Annotated in this window: 22 protein-coding genes; 10 read left to right on the forward strand and 12 right to left on the reverse strand. The window is 42.3% G+C overall.

What is annotated here, in order from left to right; translation table 11 throughout:
• Positions 1 to 119 precede the first annotated feature (119 nt).
• Genes rpe through L0P88_RS03120 form a run of 4 tightly spaced genes read left to right on the forward strand, consistent with a single transcriptional unit; the run spans position 120 to position 2,887 of the window.
• Positions 120 to 779 carry a ribulose-phosphate 3-epimerase gene (rpe, locus tag L0P88_RS03105; protein WP_247133176.1) on the forward strand — a complete coding sequence of 220 codons (660 nt, stop codon included), beginning with the start codon at positions 120 to 122 and terminating at the stop codon, positions 777 to 779.
• The gene (locus L0P88_RS03110; RefSeq protein WP_247133177.1) at positions 779 to 1,762 is read left to right on the forward strand and encodes a YpdA family putative bacillithiol disulfide reductase; all 984 of its coding nucleotides are present in this window, start codon (positions 779 to 781) and stop codon (positions 1,760 to 1,762) included. The genes rpe and L0P88_RS03110 overlap by 1 nt, the downstream gene beginning before the upstream one ends.
• Entirely contained in the window at positions 1,755 to 2,501 is a 747-nt protein-coding gene (locus L0P88_RS03115; RefSeq protein WP_247133178.1) for a hypothetical protein, read from the forward strand. The genes L0P88_RS03110 and L0P88_RS03115 overlap by 8 nt, the downstream gene beginning before the upstream one ends.
• Entirely contained in the window at positions 2,498 to 2,887 is a 390-nt protein-coding gene (locus L0P88_RS03120) for a DUF2721 domain-containing protein (protein WP_247133179.1), read from the forward strand. Before L0P88_RS03115 ends, L0P88_RS03120 begins: the two co-directional genes overlap by 4 nt.
• Here L0P88_RS03120 and L0P88_RS03125 read toward each other — a convergent pair.
• From L0P88_RS03125 to L0P88_RS03180, 12 genes are read right to left on the reverse strand one after another with little or no spacing between them, the layout of a single operon-like run.
• Positions 2,884 to 3,465 (reverse strand): hypothetical protein, encoded by a 582-nt coding sequence (locus L0P88_RS03125; protein ID WP_247133180.1) that lies wholly within the window; start codon positions 3,463 to 3,465, stop codon positions 2,884 to 2,886. The genes L0P88_RS03120 and L0P88_RS03125 overlap by 4 nt on opposite strands.
• Positions 3,466 to 4,500, reverse strand: a complete 1,035-nt coding sequence (locus tag L0P88_RS03130; protein WP_247133181.1) for a D-alanine--D-alanine ligase — start codon at positions 4,498 to 4,500, stop codon at positions 3,466 to 3,468.
• Positions 4,497 to 5,225: an NRDE family protein gene (locus L0P88_RS03135; protein WP_247133182.1), complete on the reverse strand. Its 729-nt coding sequence runs from the start codon at positions 5,223 to 5,225 to the stop codon at positions 4,497 to 4,499. Before L0P88_RS03135 ends, L0P88_RS03130 begins: the two co-directional genes overlap by 4 nt.
• Complete coding sequence (locus L0P88_RS03140; RefSeq protein WP_247133183.1) at positions 5,213 to 5,704, reverse strand: DinB family protein; 492 nt, start codon at positions 5,702 to 5,704, stop codon at positions 5,213 to 5,215. The genes L0P88_RS03135 and L0P88_RS03140 overlap by 13 nt, the downstream gene beginning before the upstream one ends.
• On the reverse strand, positions 5,701 to 6,351 hold the full coding sequence (locus tag L0P88_RS03145) for a LysE family transporter (RefSeq protein ID WP_247133184.1): 651 nt from the start codon (positions 6,349 to 6,351) through the stop codon (positions 5,701 to 5,703). Before L0P88_RS03145 ends, L0P88_RS03140 begins: the two co-directional genes overlap by 4 nt.
• Before the next feature lie 30 nt (positions 6,352 to 6,381).
• Positions 6,382 to 6,828, reverse strand: coding sequence for a YHS domain-containing (seleno)protein (locus L0P88_RS03150; RefSeq protein ID WP_247133185.1), 447 nt, complete (start codon positions 6,826 to 6,828; stop codon positions 6,382 to 6,384).
• A 1-nt stretch (position 6,829) separates the two neighbouring features.
• The gene (locus L0P88_RS03155) at positions 6,830 to 7,612 is read right to left on the reverse strand and encodes a hypothetical protein (protein WP_247133186.1); all 783 of its coding nucleotides are present in this window, start codon (positions 7,610 to 7,612) and stop codon (positions 6,830 to 6,832) included.
• A gap of 2 nt (positions 7,613 to 7,614) precedes the next feature.
• Positions 7,615 to 8,643, reverse strand: coding sequence for a Rieske 2Fe-2S domain-containing protein (locus L0P88_RS03160; protein WP_247133187.1), 1,029 nt, complete (start codon positions 8,641 to 8,643; stop codon positions 7,615 to 7,617).
• Positions 8,643 to 9,005 (reverse strand): hypothetical protein, encoded by a 363-nt coding sequence (locus tag L0P88_RS03165; protein WP_247133188.1) that lies wholly within the window; start codon positions 9,003 to 9,005, stop codon positions 8,643 to 8,645. The genes L0P88_RS03160 and L0P88_RS03165 overlap by 1 nt, the downstream gene beginning before the upstream one ends.
• Positions 9,002 to 9,214 carry a hypothetical protein gene (locus L0P88_RS03170; RefSeq protein ID WP_247133189.1) on the reverse strand — a complete coding sequence of 71 codons (213 nt, stop codon included), beginning with the start codon at positions 9,212 to 9,214 and terminating at the stop codon, positions 9,002 to 9,004. The genes L0P88_RS03165 and L0P88_RS03170 overlap by 4 nt, the downstream gene beginning before the upstream one ends.
• Positions 9,215 to 11,170, reverse strand: a complete 1,956-nt coding sequence (locus L0P88_RS03175) for a thiamine pyrophosphate-binding protein (RefSeq protein WP_247133190.1) — start codon at positions 11,168 to 11,170, stop codon at positions 9,215 to 9,217. It abuts the gene before it with no gap.
• A gap of 40 nt (positions 11,171 to 11,210) precedes the next feature.
• Positions 11,211 to 11,969 carry a flavodoxin family protein gene (locus tag L0P88_RS03180; RefSeq protein WP_247133191.1) on the reverse strand — a complete coding sequence of 253 codons (759 nt, stop codon included), beginning with the start codon at positions 11,967 to 11,969 and terminating at the stop codon, positions 11,211 to 11,213.
• 257 nt (positions 11,970 to 12,226) lie between these two features.
• Here L0P88_RS03180 and L0P88_RS03185 point away from each other — a divergent pair, with 257 nt between their 5' ends.
• From L0P88_RS03185 to L0P88_RS03210, 6 genes are read left to right on the forward strand one after another with little or no spacing between them, the layout of a single operon-like run.
• Positions 12,227 to 12,391 carry a Lacal_2735 family protein gene (locus tag L0P88_RS03185; RefSeq protein WP_158778647.1) on the forward strand — a complete coding sequence of 55 codons (165 nt, stop codon included), beginning with the start codon at positions 12,227 to 12,229 and terminating at the stop codon, positions 12,389 to 12,391.
• A 7-nt stretch (positions 12,392 to 12,398) separates the two neighbouring features.
• Positions 12,399 to 12,680, forward strand: a complete 282-nt coding sequence (locus tag L0P88_RS03190; protein WP_247134829.1) for a TIGR03643 family protein — start codon at positions 12,399 to 12,401, stop codon at positions 12,678 to 12,680.
• Complete coding sequence (locus tag L0P88_RS03195; RefSeq protein ID WP_247133192.1) at positions 12,681 to 13,796, forward strand: FAD-binding domain-containing protein; 1,116 nt, start codon at positions 12,681 to 12,683, stop codon at positions 13,794 to 13,796.
• A 1-nt stretch (position 13,797) separates the two neighbouring features.
• Positions 13,798 to 14,436, forward strand: a complete 639-nt coding sequence (locus L0P88_RS03200) for a flavin reductase family protein (protein WP_247133193.1) — start codon at positions 13,798 to 13,800, stop codon at positions 14,434 to 14,436.
• Positions 14,433 to 14,576: a DUF2256 domain-containing protein gene (locus L0P88_RS03205; RefSeq protein ID WP_247133194.1), complete on the forward strand. Its 144-nt coding sequence runs from the start codon at positions 14,433 to 14,435 to the stop codon at positions 14,574 to 14,576. Before L0P88_RS03200 ends, L0P88_RS03205 begins: the two co-directional genes overlap by 4 nt.
• Positions 14,563 to 16,041: a cryptochrome/photolyase family protein gene (locus tag L0P88_RS03210; RefSeq protein WP_247133195.1), complete on the forward strand. Its 1,479-nt coding sequence runs from the start codon at positions 14,563 to 14,565 to the stop codon at positions 16,039 to 16,041. The genes L0P88_RS03205 and L0P88_RS03210 overlap by 14 nt, the downstream gene beginning before the upstream one ends.
• Positions 16,042 to 16,348: the final 307 nt, after the last annotated feature.

The following is a 16,348-nucleotide window of genomic DNA, read 5'->3' on the forward strand; positions in this document are numbered from 1 at the left end:
AATTAAATATTAATTTAATGTTAAGTGTTTTTATGTTTTTTAACTCGATTCCGTTACGGGAGCGAATGAATTTACCCATAGCTTCTTTATAAGTAACTTTGCGGTTCAATTCTTGACGCATGAACCAAAAACTCATAGCCCCTTCCCTATTGGCAGCGGATTTTGCCAATCTTCAATATGATATCGAAATGGTGAACAAAAGTGAAGCCGATTGGTTCCACCTAGATATCATGGATGGTGTATTTGTCCCCAATATCTCCTTTGGAATGCCGGTGGTGAAAGCCATTGCCAAACATGCCAAAAAAACATTGGACGTCCATTTAATGATTATTGACCCAGATAGGTACATTACAACGTTTGCGGATTTGGGTGCTAATATCTTAACAGTCCATTACGAAGCTTGTACACATCTTCACAGGACCATACAGGCCATAAAAGCCACTGGGATGAAAGCAGGGGTGGCGCTCAACCCCCATACTTCGGTCAAGTTATTGGAAGATAGTATCAAAGAAATCGATTTGGTCTGTTTAATGAGCGTAAATCCCGGGTTTGGTGGGCAATCGTTCATTGAAAACACGTACCAAAAGACCAGTGACCTTAAAAAACTGATTGAAAGGAAAGATTCCAATGCCCTAATTGAAATTGATGGGGGAGTCAATGCGACCAATGCAAAAAAATTGATTGGGACAGGAGCGGATGTATTGGTTGCTGGAAGCTTTGTTTTTAAAAGTGACAATCCCTCCGAAACAATCAAAAACTTAAAGAAAGTGATTGCCTGATGCAGGAATTTGATGTCATTATAGTTGGTGGTGGCCCCATTGGCATTGCGTGTGGCCTGGAAGCCAAGAAAAAAGGACTCTCGTATGTGATTATTGAAAAAGGACCCATAGTCAATTCCTTATTCAATTACCCCATTAATATGCAATTCTTCTCCTCTTCCGAGAAGTTGGAAATTGATGAAATCCCTTTTATCAGTAAAGAAGCCAAACCCAAGCGAAACGAAGCCCTGGAGTATTATCGAAGGATTGTCACCTCCAACAAGCTCCATATCAATTTATTTGAAAAGGTGGATTCGGTCGAAAAAAGTAATGGCAGTTTTCTTGTCAAGACGTCAAAAAGGGAATACAAAGCTTCCCAGATCATCCTGGCTACGGGTTTTTACGATATTCCCAATACGCTCAATATTCCCGGTGAGGATTTACCCAAGGTATCACATTATTACAAGGACCCCCATTTTTATGCCAGTCAAAAACTAGCCGTTATCGGGGCAAGTAATTCGGCAATAGACGCCGCTTTGGAATGCTGGCGAAAGGGTTCCGAAGTAACCTTGATCATTAGGGGACCTGAGGTGGGACAACGGGTAAAATACTGGGTTCGTCCAGATATTATCAATCGTATCAATGAGGGAAGTATCAAAGCCTATTACAATGCCAATGTTACGGAGATCAAAAACACGGAACTGGTTGTAAATACTCCGGAAGGCGAAATAGTGCTCGAAAATGATTTTGTCCTTGCCCTTACGGGCTATAAGCCCAATTTTACTTTTTTGGAAGGATTGGGCATCGCACTTTCCAATGATGACAAGCGAAAGCCTTATTACAATTCTGAAACCATGGAAACCAATGTAGAAGGATTGTATTTGGCAGGTGTTATCTGTGGCGGTATGGAAACCCATAAATGGTTTATCGAAAACTCCCGGATACATGCACCAATGATCATCAATTCCATTGTGGAAAAGAAAAAAGAGCGGACCAATGCTTGAGGTAATCCACTTGGCGACACAGTATTTGGCCATGGCAGGCAAGAGCTTTTTGGTGCCAAAAGATGATGACAGTCATACTAATATTGGATTTGATGCCCACAGCAAGAGGTTTGAAACTTGGGAGTTGGACAACAATGGGTTAAAATTGACCTTGGACCTCAACGATTTTAGCTTGAAATGGAACGTCGATTCCGAGAAAAGGATAGCATTGATCGGGAATACCCATACTGCCATTGTTGCGTTGCTTTCCGAGTCTGCAAAAAGGATGGGATTCCACAGGCCCTACCATTTTAATTTGCACTATGACCTACCTTTTTCGTGGAATGGGGATTATCTATTTCAACGACCCGATGAAAAAGTACTGTTGGAAACCATACACTTACGAACATTGGCAAATACATCCTTGCGTTCGTTCTTGGAAAAAGAGCACTTATCATCGGACATCCGTATTTGGCCCCATCATTTTGATACTGGCGCTTTTACAATACTCCATGGGGGCTCCAATAGGTCCATGGGAATAGGTATGGCCATTCCAGATTCCCTTGTGGACGATCATTACTTCTATATCTCCGGATATGAAGGCCATGTTGGTTTGGACACCGCTGTTTTTGGACAATTAAGTAACGGGCTCTGGCATAATAATGGTTTTAAAGGAGCCATACTTCCTGCATCCAATACCACCGAGGAAAAGGTCGTTCAGTTTTTTGGGGAAGCTTTTGAACAATACTCCAAACCATGATGGAAAACTGGTATGTACCTATCACCATTGTACCAGGAATCGGATTGCTATTGATGTCGACTTCCAACTTATTGGGACAACTCAGCCTGGAAATCAAAAACCTTATCTCGGAACATACGGGATACAACAACTTACTGGAACGAAAGTTGGTGCAATTAAAACTGATCAACCTAGCCATGGTCTTTCTTTATGCATCGGTCGCCTTTTTTGTGATTTCCGGCTTGATTGCGGGATTATATCAAAGTTCCCATGCCATGGTTGACAATATTCCAATTTACTTTTCCGTAGGTGGCATCGTATGTTGCCTGATAGCTTTGGCCTTATTGATCGTTTTTTCCTTTAGGGCGGTACGGATAAAGCAAGACCAATTTAAATTGAAGGATTAAATGGATATCAGGTACTGTACACTTACACTACCTATAAATCCCTGGGCAACTTCTTCCCCATCGGTTATCACATTGATTTCCCTTCCAAAACCGAGCGTTGCCCCAAAGGAAGATTTTGTATTCTTGATGGGCAGAAAATATCCCCCTTCCAACCAGGGTTGTACCACTAAAATATTGGTATTGCCAGAAATTGGGGCAATTGGACCACTCGGGCTTTCCTGAACCTCATCGGTCCAGTCTATTTCCATACTCCAAATATCGGTGTTAAGTCCTACTACAATCCTTCCTTTTCCAACCGGGAAATGCTTTCGATATCCAAAGGACCCTCCAAAACCTTCCCCTTCTTCGGTCAAATTAACGTCGCTAAAATCCTGTCGGTCCGTGAAATTAAACCCTAATCGGAAGACTACGGAACCCTTCCCATTGAAAAAATGCTCATAATTTACCGTAGGGATAAAACCAGCCGGATAAACCTGTGCCGACAATCCAACTTGATTGGATGGCGTTGCGTTTTGTTGGGACGTGGTGGTTACACAAACCCAAAAAAGGCCCAAAAACAAAAATTGCTTCGGTAACATCTAAATCATTTTTAACTGGGACTCCAATGCTTCATTTTCCTTGAGCATCGCCCTGCCTGCTTTAAAACTCATGTAGGGATGTCCTTTCCTATGATTTATGATACTGATTTTACACATATGGTTCCAATGCCCAATAATTTCCTTCCACCCAAATAGCAATGAGTGTTTTGGATCATAGATATGGGTAGGCTCACTACCTGCTCCATTAACCTCAATGATACTGAAATCCTTACCCTTGGAAAGGGTCTCAAAAGAATCATAGAGCACATCCATACGACCATAGTAAAATCCTTTGATTTGAGCGCAAATGTTATGGAATGTCTCTTCCAGATCAGGATTATTCTTATGTGTAAAGTCAATAAACTTGGCACCCCGGGTATGGCTTCCGTAGGGGACCAGGACACGTCGCTCACCATCCCTTAAAACCGTATCCAAATCAGCGCCCAATCTCTGGCGCAGGACCTTTAGCTGTAAATGGCTTCTGGCATCCTTTTTGATCAATTCCAATAGGGTGCTTTTTCCATCCCCTGTTACCGCCAAGAATTCCTTGGACACAATTCCCGTAATCCTACCTTTCGCTTCTCCGGGATAGCGTACATAAAAGATCCCCACTTCTTCTTGATAAGGAACGAACTCCTGAATTAAAAAATCGGCCGGCGTTTTTTTCAAATACTCCATTAAATCCGATATCGTATCCAATTTTTGCACTGCAAAGGCTTTCATACCAATATCCGGTTTTGCTATGCAGGGAAATTGTATGCCATGTGACGAAATGTCTTCCAAAACGGTTTCAACCGAAGCGCCCTTCCCAACAAATACCGTAATAGGAATAAATTCATCGGGGATATTTCTATAAATATCCATTTTTGATTCCATGGCCATTCCCCCGTTTTTCATGGACGGATTTACCGCATTAAAAAAGAAAAAGGAACGTGCTTTGGCCGAAAAAAACAACCAAACCGGAAACAGCGGGTAGTAAATGAGATTAAAAGGCCAAAACTCCCAATGCATTATTTTGTGCCATAGCAATTTCATGATGTAGCACGTATTGGTGAATTAATGGGAAGTGCTTGCGAAGCCATTTCATCCGAGGTTAGATCATGGTGGTTTAAACGAATTTCCTTCGTCCCAATAATGGCTTGACTGATACTTAAGGTCTTTAGCCCATTTGAGCGGTCAATAACGAAACCGTTTTCAGCATCGCCGTGATTGGTCCGATGAAAATCCAAAATTGAAGCCTTTTCAAATTCAATAGTACCATTGACAAAATCCTGAAAATGGCCATTTCGCCCTAGCTGTGCCGCTTGGTTATATAGCGTCCATGAGGACCAAATGTACGGTAAGGCCGCATCCAATTGTTTTAGCCGTTTTTGGACAGCATCCCAACGAAATTCAAATAAAACGGAATCCTTGTACACAATAAGGGTAAACGGCTCTATACCTTTTAAATCAATTTCCTTTAAATACGCAACAGGCTCGAATTTTGAAACAATATCCAAAACAATGAGTCCCCTGCTTTTTCGGTAAGGTGGTTGTCTTTCATGATTTTGGACGGCACCGTTCAATAAAACGGTCACTGTCCCATTTTCATTAAGGGCAAACCAGGTCCCTCCTGCCGTTTTATCCTTGGGATAAACCACTTTTAGGCCATTCAGCAATTCCTTCTTAGGGGTTAAAAGGGCTTTACGTGAAACATGTTCATCACGATTGGAAGTGACAAAAGCCTTGTTTCCTGTCGGTATATAGGTTACTGTGCACATGCCTTTCGATAATGCATTGTTGATGGGGCAACCCCAAAAGATTCCGGGAGTTCCATTTCAGTAAAGTGCTTGATGCCTATTTTGATCAAGGCATGATGGTGGATGGCATGTTCCAGGTTGTACATCACCTCGCGATAGTAGTTGGATGACATACTATTCCCTACACCATTTAATTCGTATTCCATTTTGACCTTCCTGTCCGGTTTCTCCAAATGGTCCTGAATGTAGTCCAACTGTTCAATGGCAATAGAAACCTCATTTTCAATTCGTTTGTTGCGTTGTCTTTTATCATAAGATACCTGCCCATTATCATAACCTTTTATCAAGCACAGGTACAGTTCTATCACATGGCGCGTATGCTGGCCAATAGTGGCCTGGGAAAGTACGTCACATGGTGCGGCATAGGAATCTTTGGGCAACTTGCCTAAAATTGATTTAAATTGTTCAAGTGTGTCCACTGAAGATTTAAATAAGGTCATTGAAATATTGGTTTAAGACTTCTTTGATAGAATAAAAACAAAAGATATAATGAAAACCCAAGGTAAATGATACCCAGGGCCCTATTTGTATATAAAGTGTAGACCTGATAATCTGCCATCACAATGCCCCCCAACCAAATAAAAAGCAACAGGGCAAGCAGTGTTCCCAAACCAATACCCAGCATATAAAAGGAATGTGATAGACCGGTGTCCCCCAAGATGTTTTTTGATGACAATACCTTATTCCAAGTGAGCCAAAAAGGCACCTGCATTGGGTTTAAGGCACTTAAAAGCAGCCCTAAAAGAATAGGGGAATGTAATGAAGACACCCAATGGTTTTCCGGGATGGCTTCACCGGATGTGACGGACGTAAAACTGGAAAAAGATAGATATAGCAACAACAATGCTCCAAAGGGTAACAGCACAGAAAGCCATTGTTCGTCAAAATGCAGCTTTCCATTGCCCCAAAGGGTAAGCCTTACGTAACATAACTCAATAAGGATAGCCGAGAGGGCAAACCATATGGCATTTTGAAATCCTTGGGAAGCTGCAATATCAAAAGCAGTGATATTTAGTGTGCCCAAAGGCAAGGCCCCCAGCCAACTGATCAAAAGACCTACGCCCAAAATTTTTAAATGGTTCATCATAGACATTCCCTGCTGCAAAATACCCAGTATCTATTTCTTTTTAATGGTTTCCCAATTTTTGTCAGCCTTGACTTTAAGTTTTTCCGGGGATTCGGCCAACCAACTTTCCAGTGTATTGTTTTTACCAGAGTTGTAGAACAGATACAGTTCACCATCCCTAACCTCATAGGTTTCTGGATTTATGGATACTTTCTTGCCCGCTACAGCAACTGCATAGGCGCAATAGCCTCCATATTTGGGCAGGTACATATCAGGATTGGCAATGAACTTTTTTAAATTTTCATTGGAAGCAAACTTAAACTTCGCCCCTTTGTATTCGGTCACAAAAGTTGTATTCCCCTCCAATGCAGCACCATCAAAATAGGAAACCACATCGTATCCATTGGCTACATATCCTTTTTTGGTATTGTAGTCCACGGACTGGGCGACCATAGTTATCCCCAGGAACAAAAATATCCCGAATACTGTATTTTTCATTTTAATAGATTTCAGATTTTTTATCCATTCTTTTTATTTGGGTAACATCGATACGCATCGTATGCCAATCCCCTGTTTTTTGGACCGCTCCTTGCACGAGGGAAGGTTGGCCTATATATGGTATTATGTCTTTATGAATGGGATTTCCTTTCAAATCGGTCAATAAAAAATAATTTGCCATCCCATCTTTATCGGATGCGACCAATACGGGAGGGATACCGCCCAAAATGCAAAGGGCCGCACAACTTCTATGAATTTTACCATGTCCCGGTTTCATGACACCAAAATAACACTTTGGGTCTACGATTTCCCCTTCCACTTCAACAACACCAAGTTGTTCCGTAACAATTTCCGCTTGTGGCAAGTTGCCCAAGGATACTTTTTGACCATCATCAATCTCCAACAGGGTTTTTCCGTTGTAATAAATCAGTTGGCCTTCAATGGTGAGGGCCTTGTTCCCAATATCCCCTTCCTTTTCCCTAATTTCCTTTAAGTAGGGGTTTGGACCAAATTTACCAACGCCCAACAGTACAATATCCTTGTACTCCCCTGCCGCCAAACGCACCCTGAGCATGGGATAAGGGGATTCGTGATAGATGCCCGAAACTTTGGTCGGGTTGCCAAAATCAAAAGAACTGTTTACCGCAGGCTTTTGAAAAAAAGCGAATAGCAAGGCGGTAACAATCACAACCGAAAGGACCAAAAAAACAAACTGTTTCAACGACTTTTTGGTGCGGGTGCCCACCTTATCCACATAACCGATAAAAAACTCATCCTTTTCCATAACTAACGAGAAATTGGGGTAATTTCCGTGCCTTCTTCAAAAGCATTTGGATTAATATATATTGTGCCATCCACATTCTTTAAGGCGTAGGTCTTCACTTTTTCGGTAAAAGGTGGTGGCGATTGCCCGTTATGGGGCAAATATTGGTATCCATGCCAAGGACAGGTGATACAACCATCCACAATCTTACCTTCACCCAAGGGCCCTCCTTGATGCTTGCAAACATTATGGATTGCCGATAGTTTCCCTTGGTATTTAAAAATCGCCACGCGTTCATTTTCCACGGTAAAAATCTTGGCCCTGTTTTCTGCAATTTCATCCAAGTGACCTACTTTCATCCATCCATCTTCCTTGACTGCCTTATGTCCGTCCACTTTGGATTCCTTAAAAGCGGCCCTGAGGTGAAGCGAGGTCACCGTTACAAATCCAAAAATCAGTAATCCCATAGTGAATGGGGAAGTCTCTTGCTGAAATGCTCCCAAGAACACATGCATGACCACCAGAGCATAGGCAAGGTAAACCATCATATGCAAACGCTTCCAAATTTTGGCGGAAAGGTTATGCAAAAAGAAGTCGTGGCTAGTGGAAGCCATTACGAACAAGATCAAAAGTGCCAAAAAACCCAATACCTGAAAGGGAAAACTGGTCAGGGAACCATACTCCATATTGGATGTAAAAATGGAATAAATTGGGGTTACACTGCCCAATGCATGAAATTGTATGGTTGAAAATACCCCATGTATTAAAGCGGCCAAAAACATACTTACACCCAAATGTCTGCGATTATATAGCAATGGCAGGTATCTTGGGTTCAGCCGTGTCAAAGGCCCAATAATCAGAATAATATGCAGCATTAAAATGGCCAGGGAACCAAAGGCCCTGATGATAATGGTTTCAGCAATGATTTCCGGATTGGTCAAAACACTGATGACAAAGAACAGAACCAGATAGAGCACCATCCCGACAACGATAATCTTGTCATAGGTCTTTTTATGCTTGTTCCAAAGCACCAACTTATAATCGAGTCCCATTAAAATTCGATTTTATAGTGTTCTTCTTTCTTAATTTCGTCAAAAATCAGTATCCCTTTACTCTTGGGAGTTGTTGAAAATGTATAGGTACCCACTCCTTGCAATTGGCCCAATACCGCTCTTCGTTTTCCTTCGGAATCCAATTCGTAGACCACTACCGATGGGCTCTTTAGTGGTCGATGTAAATGCACCTTGACCAGGGGCCTATCCAAGGAAACGCTGAGTTCTTCCTGTGGTAATTGATTTTTGGCGAAGGGGGAAGAAAACTCCAAATCCCTAATCGCAAAAAATAACAATATGGGAATGATGACAACTATGCCCAACCAAATGAATTTGTGCGCTTTTCGCTGACTTGAAATCATTGTGGTCTTGATTTGAACAATTTCCCCAACAAAAAAGGCCAAGTGGCTACCAGCCCGGGGAAAATCAGCACTCTAACCTTTTTCTTACTTTGGGCCAATAACGGATCTATTTTTGACGCTGCAACAAATACCACATAGAGCGCAAAAAGGATTCCTGCCATAAAATAGCTGGCCATGACCACCAAAAAAATTGAAACTACGATTTCCATCTAAATCAAATCAACATCCGTCATCACTTCCAAAACAGCCGGTCCCTCTTGTGCAAAAAGTGTGGCCATTTCCTCTTTTAGCTTTTCCTGTTTGTCCACCCTTTTTCCCCAAGCCCCGCAGGATTGTGCGAAGTCCGCAAAATTTGGATTGGACAATGAGGTCTTCCACACCTCCAACTCCCCGGCCCGTTGCTCTTTGGAAATCTTTCCGAGTTCATGATTGTTCAAAACAATCAGTTTTACGGCCATTCCATATTTGACCAAGGTTGTAATTTCAGCCAGGTACTGGCATAAACCTCCATCACCTGCAACGGCAACCACCGGTCGCGAATCCTTGACCGCGGACCAAGCACCGATAGCGGCGGGCAGGGCAAAGCCAATGGAACCCAAATATCCCGACATGATAAAATCATGTGCCTTGGATTCAAAATACCTACCGAAGGAATAGGCATTGTTCCCTACATCCACACACATTACGGCATTCTCCGGAGCCAGTTGGTTCATGGCATCAAAAACCGCAATGGAGCTAATACCTTTGTTCGAGGTCTCCTTTAGTCGCCTCTTCTTTTCTTCATGCCAGATTTTCCAACGTTCCGCTATTTCATCCGTTTGGTTCCTAGTGTTGATTTTTCCTTTCAATTCGGCTTCAAAAATTTCCAAAGTCCTGGATATTTCACCCCAAACGGCCACATCAACTTTATGAAACTTGCTCAATGCCAAGGGGTCAAAATCAACCTGAATCGTTGGTTTTTTGGGGGTAATTCCCGTGTGGTTCGAAAAAGATGCCCCAAAAACGATAAGTAAATCCGATTCGTTCATGAACCAGGAAGCAATGGGGGTACCACTTCTGCCCAAAACGCCACCCCCCAGGGGATGGTCGTCAGGTATGAGTCCTTTCCCCTTAAAGGTAGTCACTACAGGAGCCTTAAGTTTTTCCGCAAAACCTACGATCTCCTCTTTTTGAAACCGAGATCCATGCCCCATAATAATAACCGGTCTTTTGGAGTTTTTAATCAGCTCTACAGCATTGGCCACCGCTTGTTTTGGGGGAGCGATTTCCATGGATGTTATCCGTTGTTCGGGGGTTTGCGGTTTACTGGTTTCCGGCACTTTACGTTCCTGTACCTCATCCGGAAAGGTCAAATGGGACACATCCCGCTTTAAAATGGCGTGTTTTATGGCCAGGGACATCAATTCTGCATGTTTACTGTCTTGCTGTACCCTTTGGTTGAATTCTGCTACGGTATTGAATCCCCTCACCAAATCCACTTCCTGGAAATTTCCGGTTCCCACGACCTGTGTGGCCACTTGACCGGTAAGGGCCAAAAGCGGGGCCCTATCCACTTTGGCATCCCACATTCCGGTATACATATTGGTAGCCCCAGGACCGGCAATGGAGAAGCAGGCCGCCGGTCTTCCCGTGAGTTTTCCATAGGCGGACGCCGCGAAGGCCCCTGCTCCCTCATGGCGAATACCATAAAAGTTGAGCTTGCCTTTTTCTTCCTGCCGTCGCATTGCATCGGCAAAACCCAAATTGGAATGGCCGACCATTCCAAAAACGGTATCCACTCCCCAATTTACCATGGTTTCGACCATAACATCGGAGACGGTGGTTTCATGGGCATCCTCCGGCTCCATTCCAACAAATATGGCGCCATCCTCTTCTTTTACCTGGTATGTTGGAACACCATCATCATAACCTCCCGGGGGTTTTCCCGTACAGGGATGAAAATCCCAACCATGCCAAGGGCAGCGCAACATCCCATTTTCAATGGAACCTTCGCCCAAAGGCCCGCCTTGATGCGGACAATTATTGTCCAAAGCCGAAAACTTTCCTTCAAAATGCGTCAAACAAATACCCTTATGTGCCGCAGTAACCGTTTTTACGCGCCCTTCCGGCAAGTCATTTTTGTTGTCCAGGACCTTATGCCAAACAATTCCTTTTTTTTGCTCCATTCCGGCAATCGATTAGAAGTTAATACCCAATCCGTTCCTATTATCGCTTATGCTCCGGACTATCAAAACCAGCCTGGCAACCTGCTTTCCACTCATCCGGTTGGTTTCCATAGGCAGGTATTCCCCCCTGGTCCTTTAACATCCTCGCCAAATGGAGGCAATTCCAAACTAAAAAGGTGGTATTTCTGTTGGTAAAATCATTTTCGGGACCACCGGAGCCCTCGTCCCTGTATGAGGGACCCGGTCCTGCTTCACCCATCCAACCCGCATCTGCCTGCGGGGGTACGGTGTATCCTATATGGGATAAGGAAAACAAAATATTCATGGCACAATGCTTTACCCCATCTTCATTTCCTGTAATCAAAGTAGCACCTACCTTTCCATAATCCCGATATTGTCCTTTGCCATTGAATTGATGGGTATATCCATACATCCTTTCCAGGGTCCGGTTGCATACCGATGATTTTTCGCCCAGCCAGACCGAAGTACAGAGGATCAAAATGTCGCAAGCATCAATTTCCTTTTGAATCACGGGCCAGTCATCCCTATCCCATTCCGGGGTTCTGGACATATCCAGCCCCAATCCCGCAGGAATTTCATAATCTACGGGACGGATGATCTTTGTGCTTACCCCATTTTTTTCAAAGATGTTCTGGGCTATCTTAATTAAGCCTTCCGTATGCGATAAAACCGGTGTCCTGTTCAAGGTACAATTCAAAAAAAGGACTTTTAAATCCGTGTAGCTCGAAGGTGGGTTTTCACAGTGCTTTTCCGTGAGGTTTTTCAGTTGTTCCGTCATGTTGTTCTCGTATTAGATTAGTTATTGACTATTAGGTCGAAGCATCAATTTTAACATTACGTCTTAAGTTAGATAAATTTTGGTATTGTTGGGATTCCATAGGGATTTCCCATCAATACACGCAGAAAAGGGGAATCATTGTTGTCATTTTTAGAATTGTGCGACAATAGGTCTCAAATCATAATTTTGTTTAAAGTATTTAATAAAACGTTAAACATTTTGTATTTTTAGGCCTCGAAAAGTAATTGGAAAAAGAAATGTTTGGACTGTTCAAAAAGAAAACGGAAAAAGAAAAATTACAGGATTTATACGCCAAGTTGATGGGGGAGGCACATAAGCTCTCCACGACCAACCGAAAGCTTAGCGACGAAAAAGTAGCACAGGCCGATGCGGTGATGAAGAAAATTGAACTTCTTGATTAATATTAAGATGCAGGGTCCCTTAGATGCGCAACAACTGGATCGGATCATTGAAATGGCCTGGGAGGACAGAACACCGTTTGAAGCCATAGATTACCAATTTGGCCTAAAAGAGAAGGATGTTATCAAACTAATGCGGTCACATCTTAAACGAAGTAGTTTTAACCTTTGGCGAAAGCGCGTAAATAGCGGTGTTAGTCAAAAACACTTAAAGAAACGCAGTACGGAAATCAATCGCTTTAAATGTTCCAGACAGCGCGCCATCTCTGGAAATAAAATCAGCAAACGATAATTGAAAGGACCATATTCCAAAGAGATTTCATTTAGCACGTCACTGGACCATATTCAAGAACGAATTGCGAAAATAGACCCGGTGGCTTACGGTAAGACTCGAAACTTTATTGATGGAGCCGTCAGTTATCTGTCGCCCTATATCTCCCGGGGCGTTATTTCAACCAAACACGTTTTGAGGGCCGTATTGGAAAAAGGATATGCTCCTAAGAACATTGAAAAGTTTATACAGGAACTGGCTTGGAGGGATTACTGGCAACAGGTCTGGATTGTAAAGGGCAATCACATCAATTCCGATATTAAAAGACTCCAGCCCCATGTTGAAAACTCCGGAATACCGGAGGCAATCGTTGTGGGAAAAACGGGGATAGAAGCTATAGACACTGCCCTTGATAATTTCTACAAAACGGGTTATTTGCACAATCATGTACGTATGTACATTGCGTCGTTGTGCTGTACTATGGGCAGATATCATTGGCACACCCCTGCCAAATGGATGTACTATCATCTTTTGGACGGGGATTGGGCAAGCAATGCCTTAAGTTGGCAATGGGTGGCCGGGGCAAATAGCAACAAGCAATATTATGCGAATCAAGAAAACATCAATAGGTTTTGTTATACCACCCAAAAAGACACTTATCTGGATGCTCCCTATGAAGCGTTACCTAACATGGGCATTCCCAGTGAACTGTCCCAGGCCATCCAACTTAATTTGGAGACCCCACTGCCAGAACCAAAACCAGTTTCCATAAATCCCGACCTGCCTACCCTACTCTATAACTTTTATAATTTGGACCCCTATTGGAAAAAAGACCTAAAGGCCAATAGAATCCTTCTGTTGGAACCTTCCCTTTTTGAGATGCATCCCATTTCGGAAAAATCGGTTGCTTTTATGCTCGAACTAAGTACCAATATTGAAGGAATCCAAATATTCGTAGGGGAATTTGATGCGTTCCTGGAACATCACCAAGTACATCGCCCCTATTTTAAGGAACATCCCCTGAACAAACATTATAAAGGCATACAGGAAAGTCGCGATTGGATGTTTTCGGTGGAAGGATATTACCCTTCGTTCTTTGCCTTCTGGAAACGGTGTAAAAAGGAATTAACGTATTGACATGGAGTTCTTAAAAGATGATTTGGCAGCTATGGACCGTATTATGCGTTTAAAATTCATAAATGCGGTTTCAGGCATTAAACCTGCAAACCTTATTGGCACAATTTCCAAGGATGGACAGATCAACCTTGCCCTAATCAGTTCTGTGGTACATCTAGGTAGCAATCCGCCCTTAATGGCTTATATATCCAGACCGACAACAGTACCCAGGCATACTTTAGAAAATATTTTAAGCACTGGGCAATACACCATTAACCATATCAACAAGGATATCATCGAAAGGGCCCACTACACCTCTGCAAAGTTTGATAGGGACAGTTCCGAATTTGAAGGATGTCAACTAACAGAAGAGTACCTATCGGATATTAAGGCCCCTTTTGTTTTGGAAAGCAGTATTCAAATGGGAATGCAATTGGTAGATACCATTCCTATACAACAAAACGGGACCATAATGGTCCTTGGAGAAATCGTTTATCTAAAACTGCCTTCTGAAATTGTAGGGGAAGACCATGAGATCAATCTGTCAAAAGCCAATGGCATCGGTATCTCTGGGCTTAATTCGTATTATGAACTGAAGAAAATAGCGAAATATCCCTATGCAAGGGTCAATGAAGTCCCTGACTTCAATAAAGAAAAATGAAAAAATCACAGCTCCCCATAAAGTACTGTATCGTATGTGGTCTCCCTTTCAGTTGGAGGAAAAAATGGAAAAAGAACTGGGAAAATGTGAGCTATTGTAGTGCGCGATGTAGAAAAAATAAAAATCATGGGCAACATTAATCTTGTATTTCCCCATCAGTTATTTGAGCAGAGTCCTTTGTTCTCCAATGGACAGGAATTCTATTTGGTTGAAGAAAGGCTCTTCTTTACCCAATACAATTTTCATAAACAGAAAATTGCCTTCCATAGGGCAAGCATGAAGCAGTATGAAAAATACCTGACAGACTTGGGAAAGAAGGTACACTACATAGCCAGTGATGAATCGGCCTCGGATATCCGGGAATTGATAGCACAATTCGCAAAAAGCCAAATCAAGGAAATAGGCTTTGTTGATCCAGTGGATGATTGGCTCTCTACCCGAATCAAAAACGCTTGCGGGAAACATGGTATCACTACGAATGAATATGAATCCCCTTCCTTTTTGAACAGCCTTGACATATTAAGTACGTATTTTAAGAAAGAACGGAAAAAATACCATCAAACCCAATTCTATATTGAGCAACGAAAAACACGACACCTTTTATTGGATGGGTCCGGCAAGGCTTTAGGAGGCAAATGGACCTTTGATACCGACAACAGAAAAAAATATCCCTCAAAAAAGGTTCCACCCTCCATTCATTATCCGGCGTCCAATGCTTTCTTTGAAGAAGCCCAAACTTACGTGGACCAAAACTTCAATGACAATTTTGGGGAACTGGGGAACGCTTCGTTATATCCCACTAATTTTAATGATGCCAAGGAATGGCTTCAGCAATTTTTGGAGTATCGATTTCATGATTTTGGAGCCTACGAAGATGCCATAGTCCAAGACCAATATATTCTAAACCATAGCGTCCTAACACCCATGCTCAATGTGGGATTGCTAACACCGGACTTTATTGTCGAGGAGTCCATTTCGTTTGGAAAACAGGAAGGAATTCCCTTGAACTCCATTGAGGGATTTATACGCCAAATAGTCGGTTGGCGTGAGTTCATTCGTGGCATCTATACATTTCACGGCAGAGCCGAACGCATCCGGAATTTTTGGGGTTTCAAACGAAAAATGCCTTCTTCTTTTTATGACGGTACCACGGGTATCCCCCCTATTGACCATACCATAAAAAAAGTATTGAAAACAGGATATTGCCATCATATTGAGCGGCTCATGGTATTGGGAAACTTTATGTTGTTGTGCGAAATTGATCCCGATGCTGTTTACCAATGGTTTATGGAGCTCTTTATAGATGCTTATGATTGGGTCATGGTTCCCAATATTTATGGTATGAGCCAATTTTCTGATGGTGGTCTTTTTGCCACTAAACCTTATATCAGTGGAAGTAATTATTTACTAAAGATGGGCAATTATCAAAAGGGTGAATGGCAAGGTACCTGGGATGGCATTTTCTGGCGGTTTATGGATACCCATCGCAGTTTTTTCCTTAAAAATCCACGTTTGGGAATGCTGGTCAGAACCTTTGATAAGATGGAGTCCGAAAAAAAGGAAGCACATTTGAAAAATGCGGAGAACTATCTCTCTTCACTGTAGAGGGGCCGTTTGGTCGGCATTGATAACTTCGTACGATAAGTAAGGAATTAGTAATTAAAACAGGGCTAATTACTTCATATTTACAATATGGAGAACAATAAAACCTTTTAAGAAGTCCTCCCAAAAACAATTCTGAAAAGATAGGAACCCATCTTCGTGCCCATGCCAGATCTTTTCAACACATTTCCATAAAATATAGGGTTGAATACTTTGATGGCGGGCTATCAAACCCTACCTTCGCCTTATTTAAATTTAGTCTAAATAGTTTTTTGTTTTGAATCTTCTTTCAAAAAGACCAATTATATTT

This window comes from Muricauda sp. SCSIO 64092, assembly GCF_023016285.1.
In the GTDB taxonomy this organism is placed as follows: Bacteria; Bacteroidota; Bacteroidia; order Flavobacteriales; family Flavobacteriaceae; genus Croceivirga.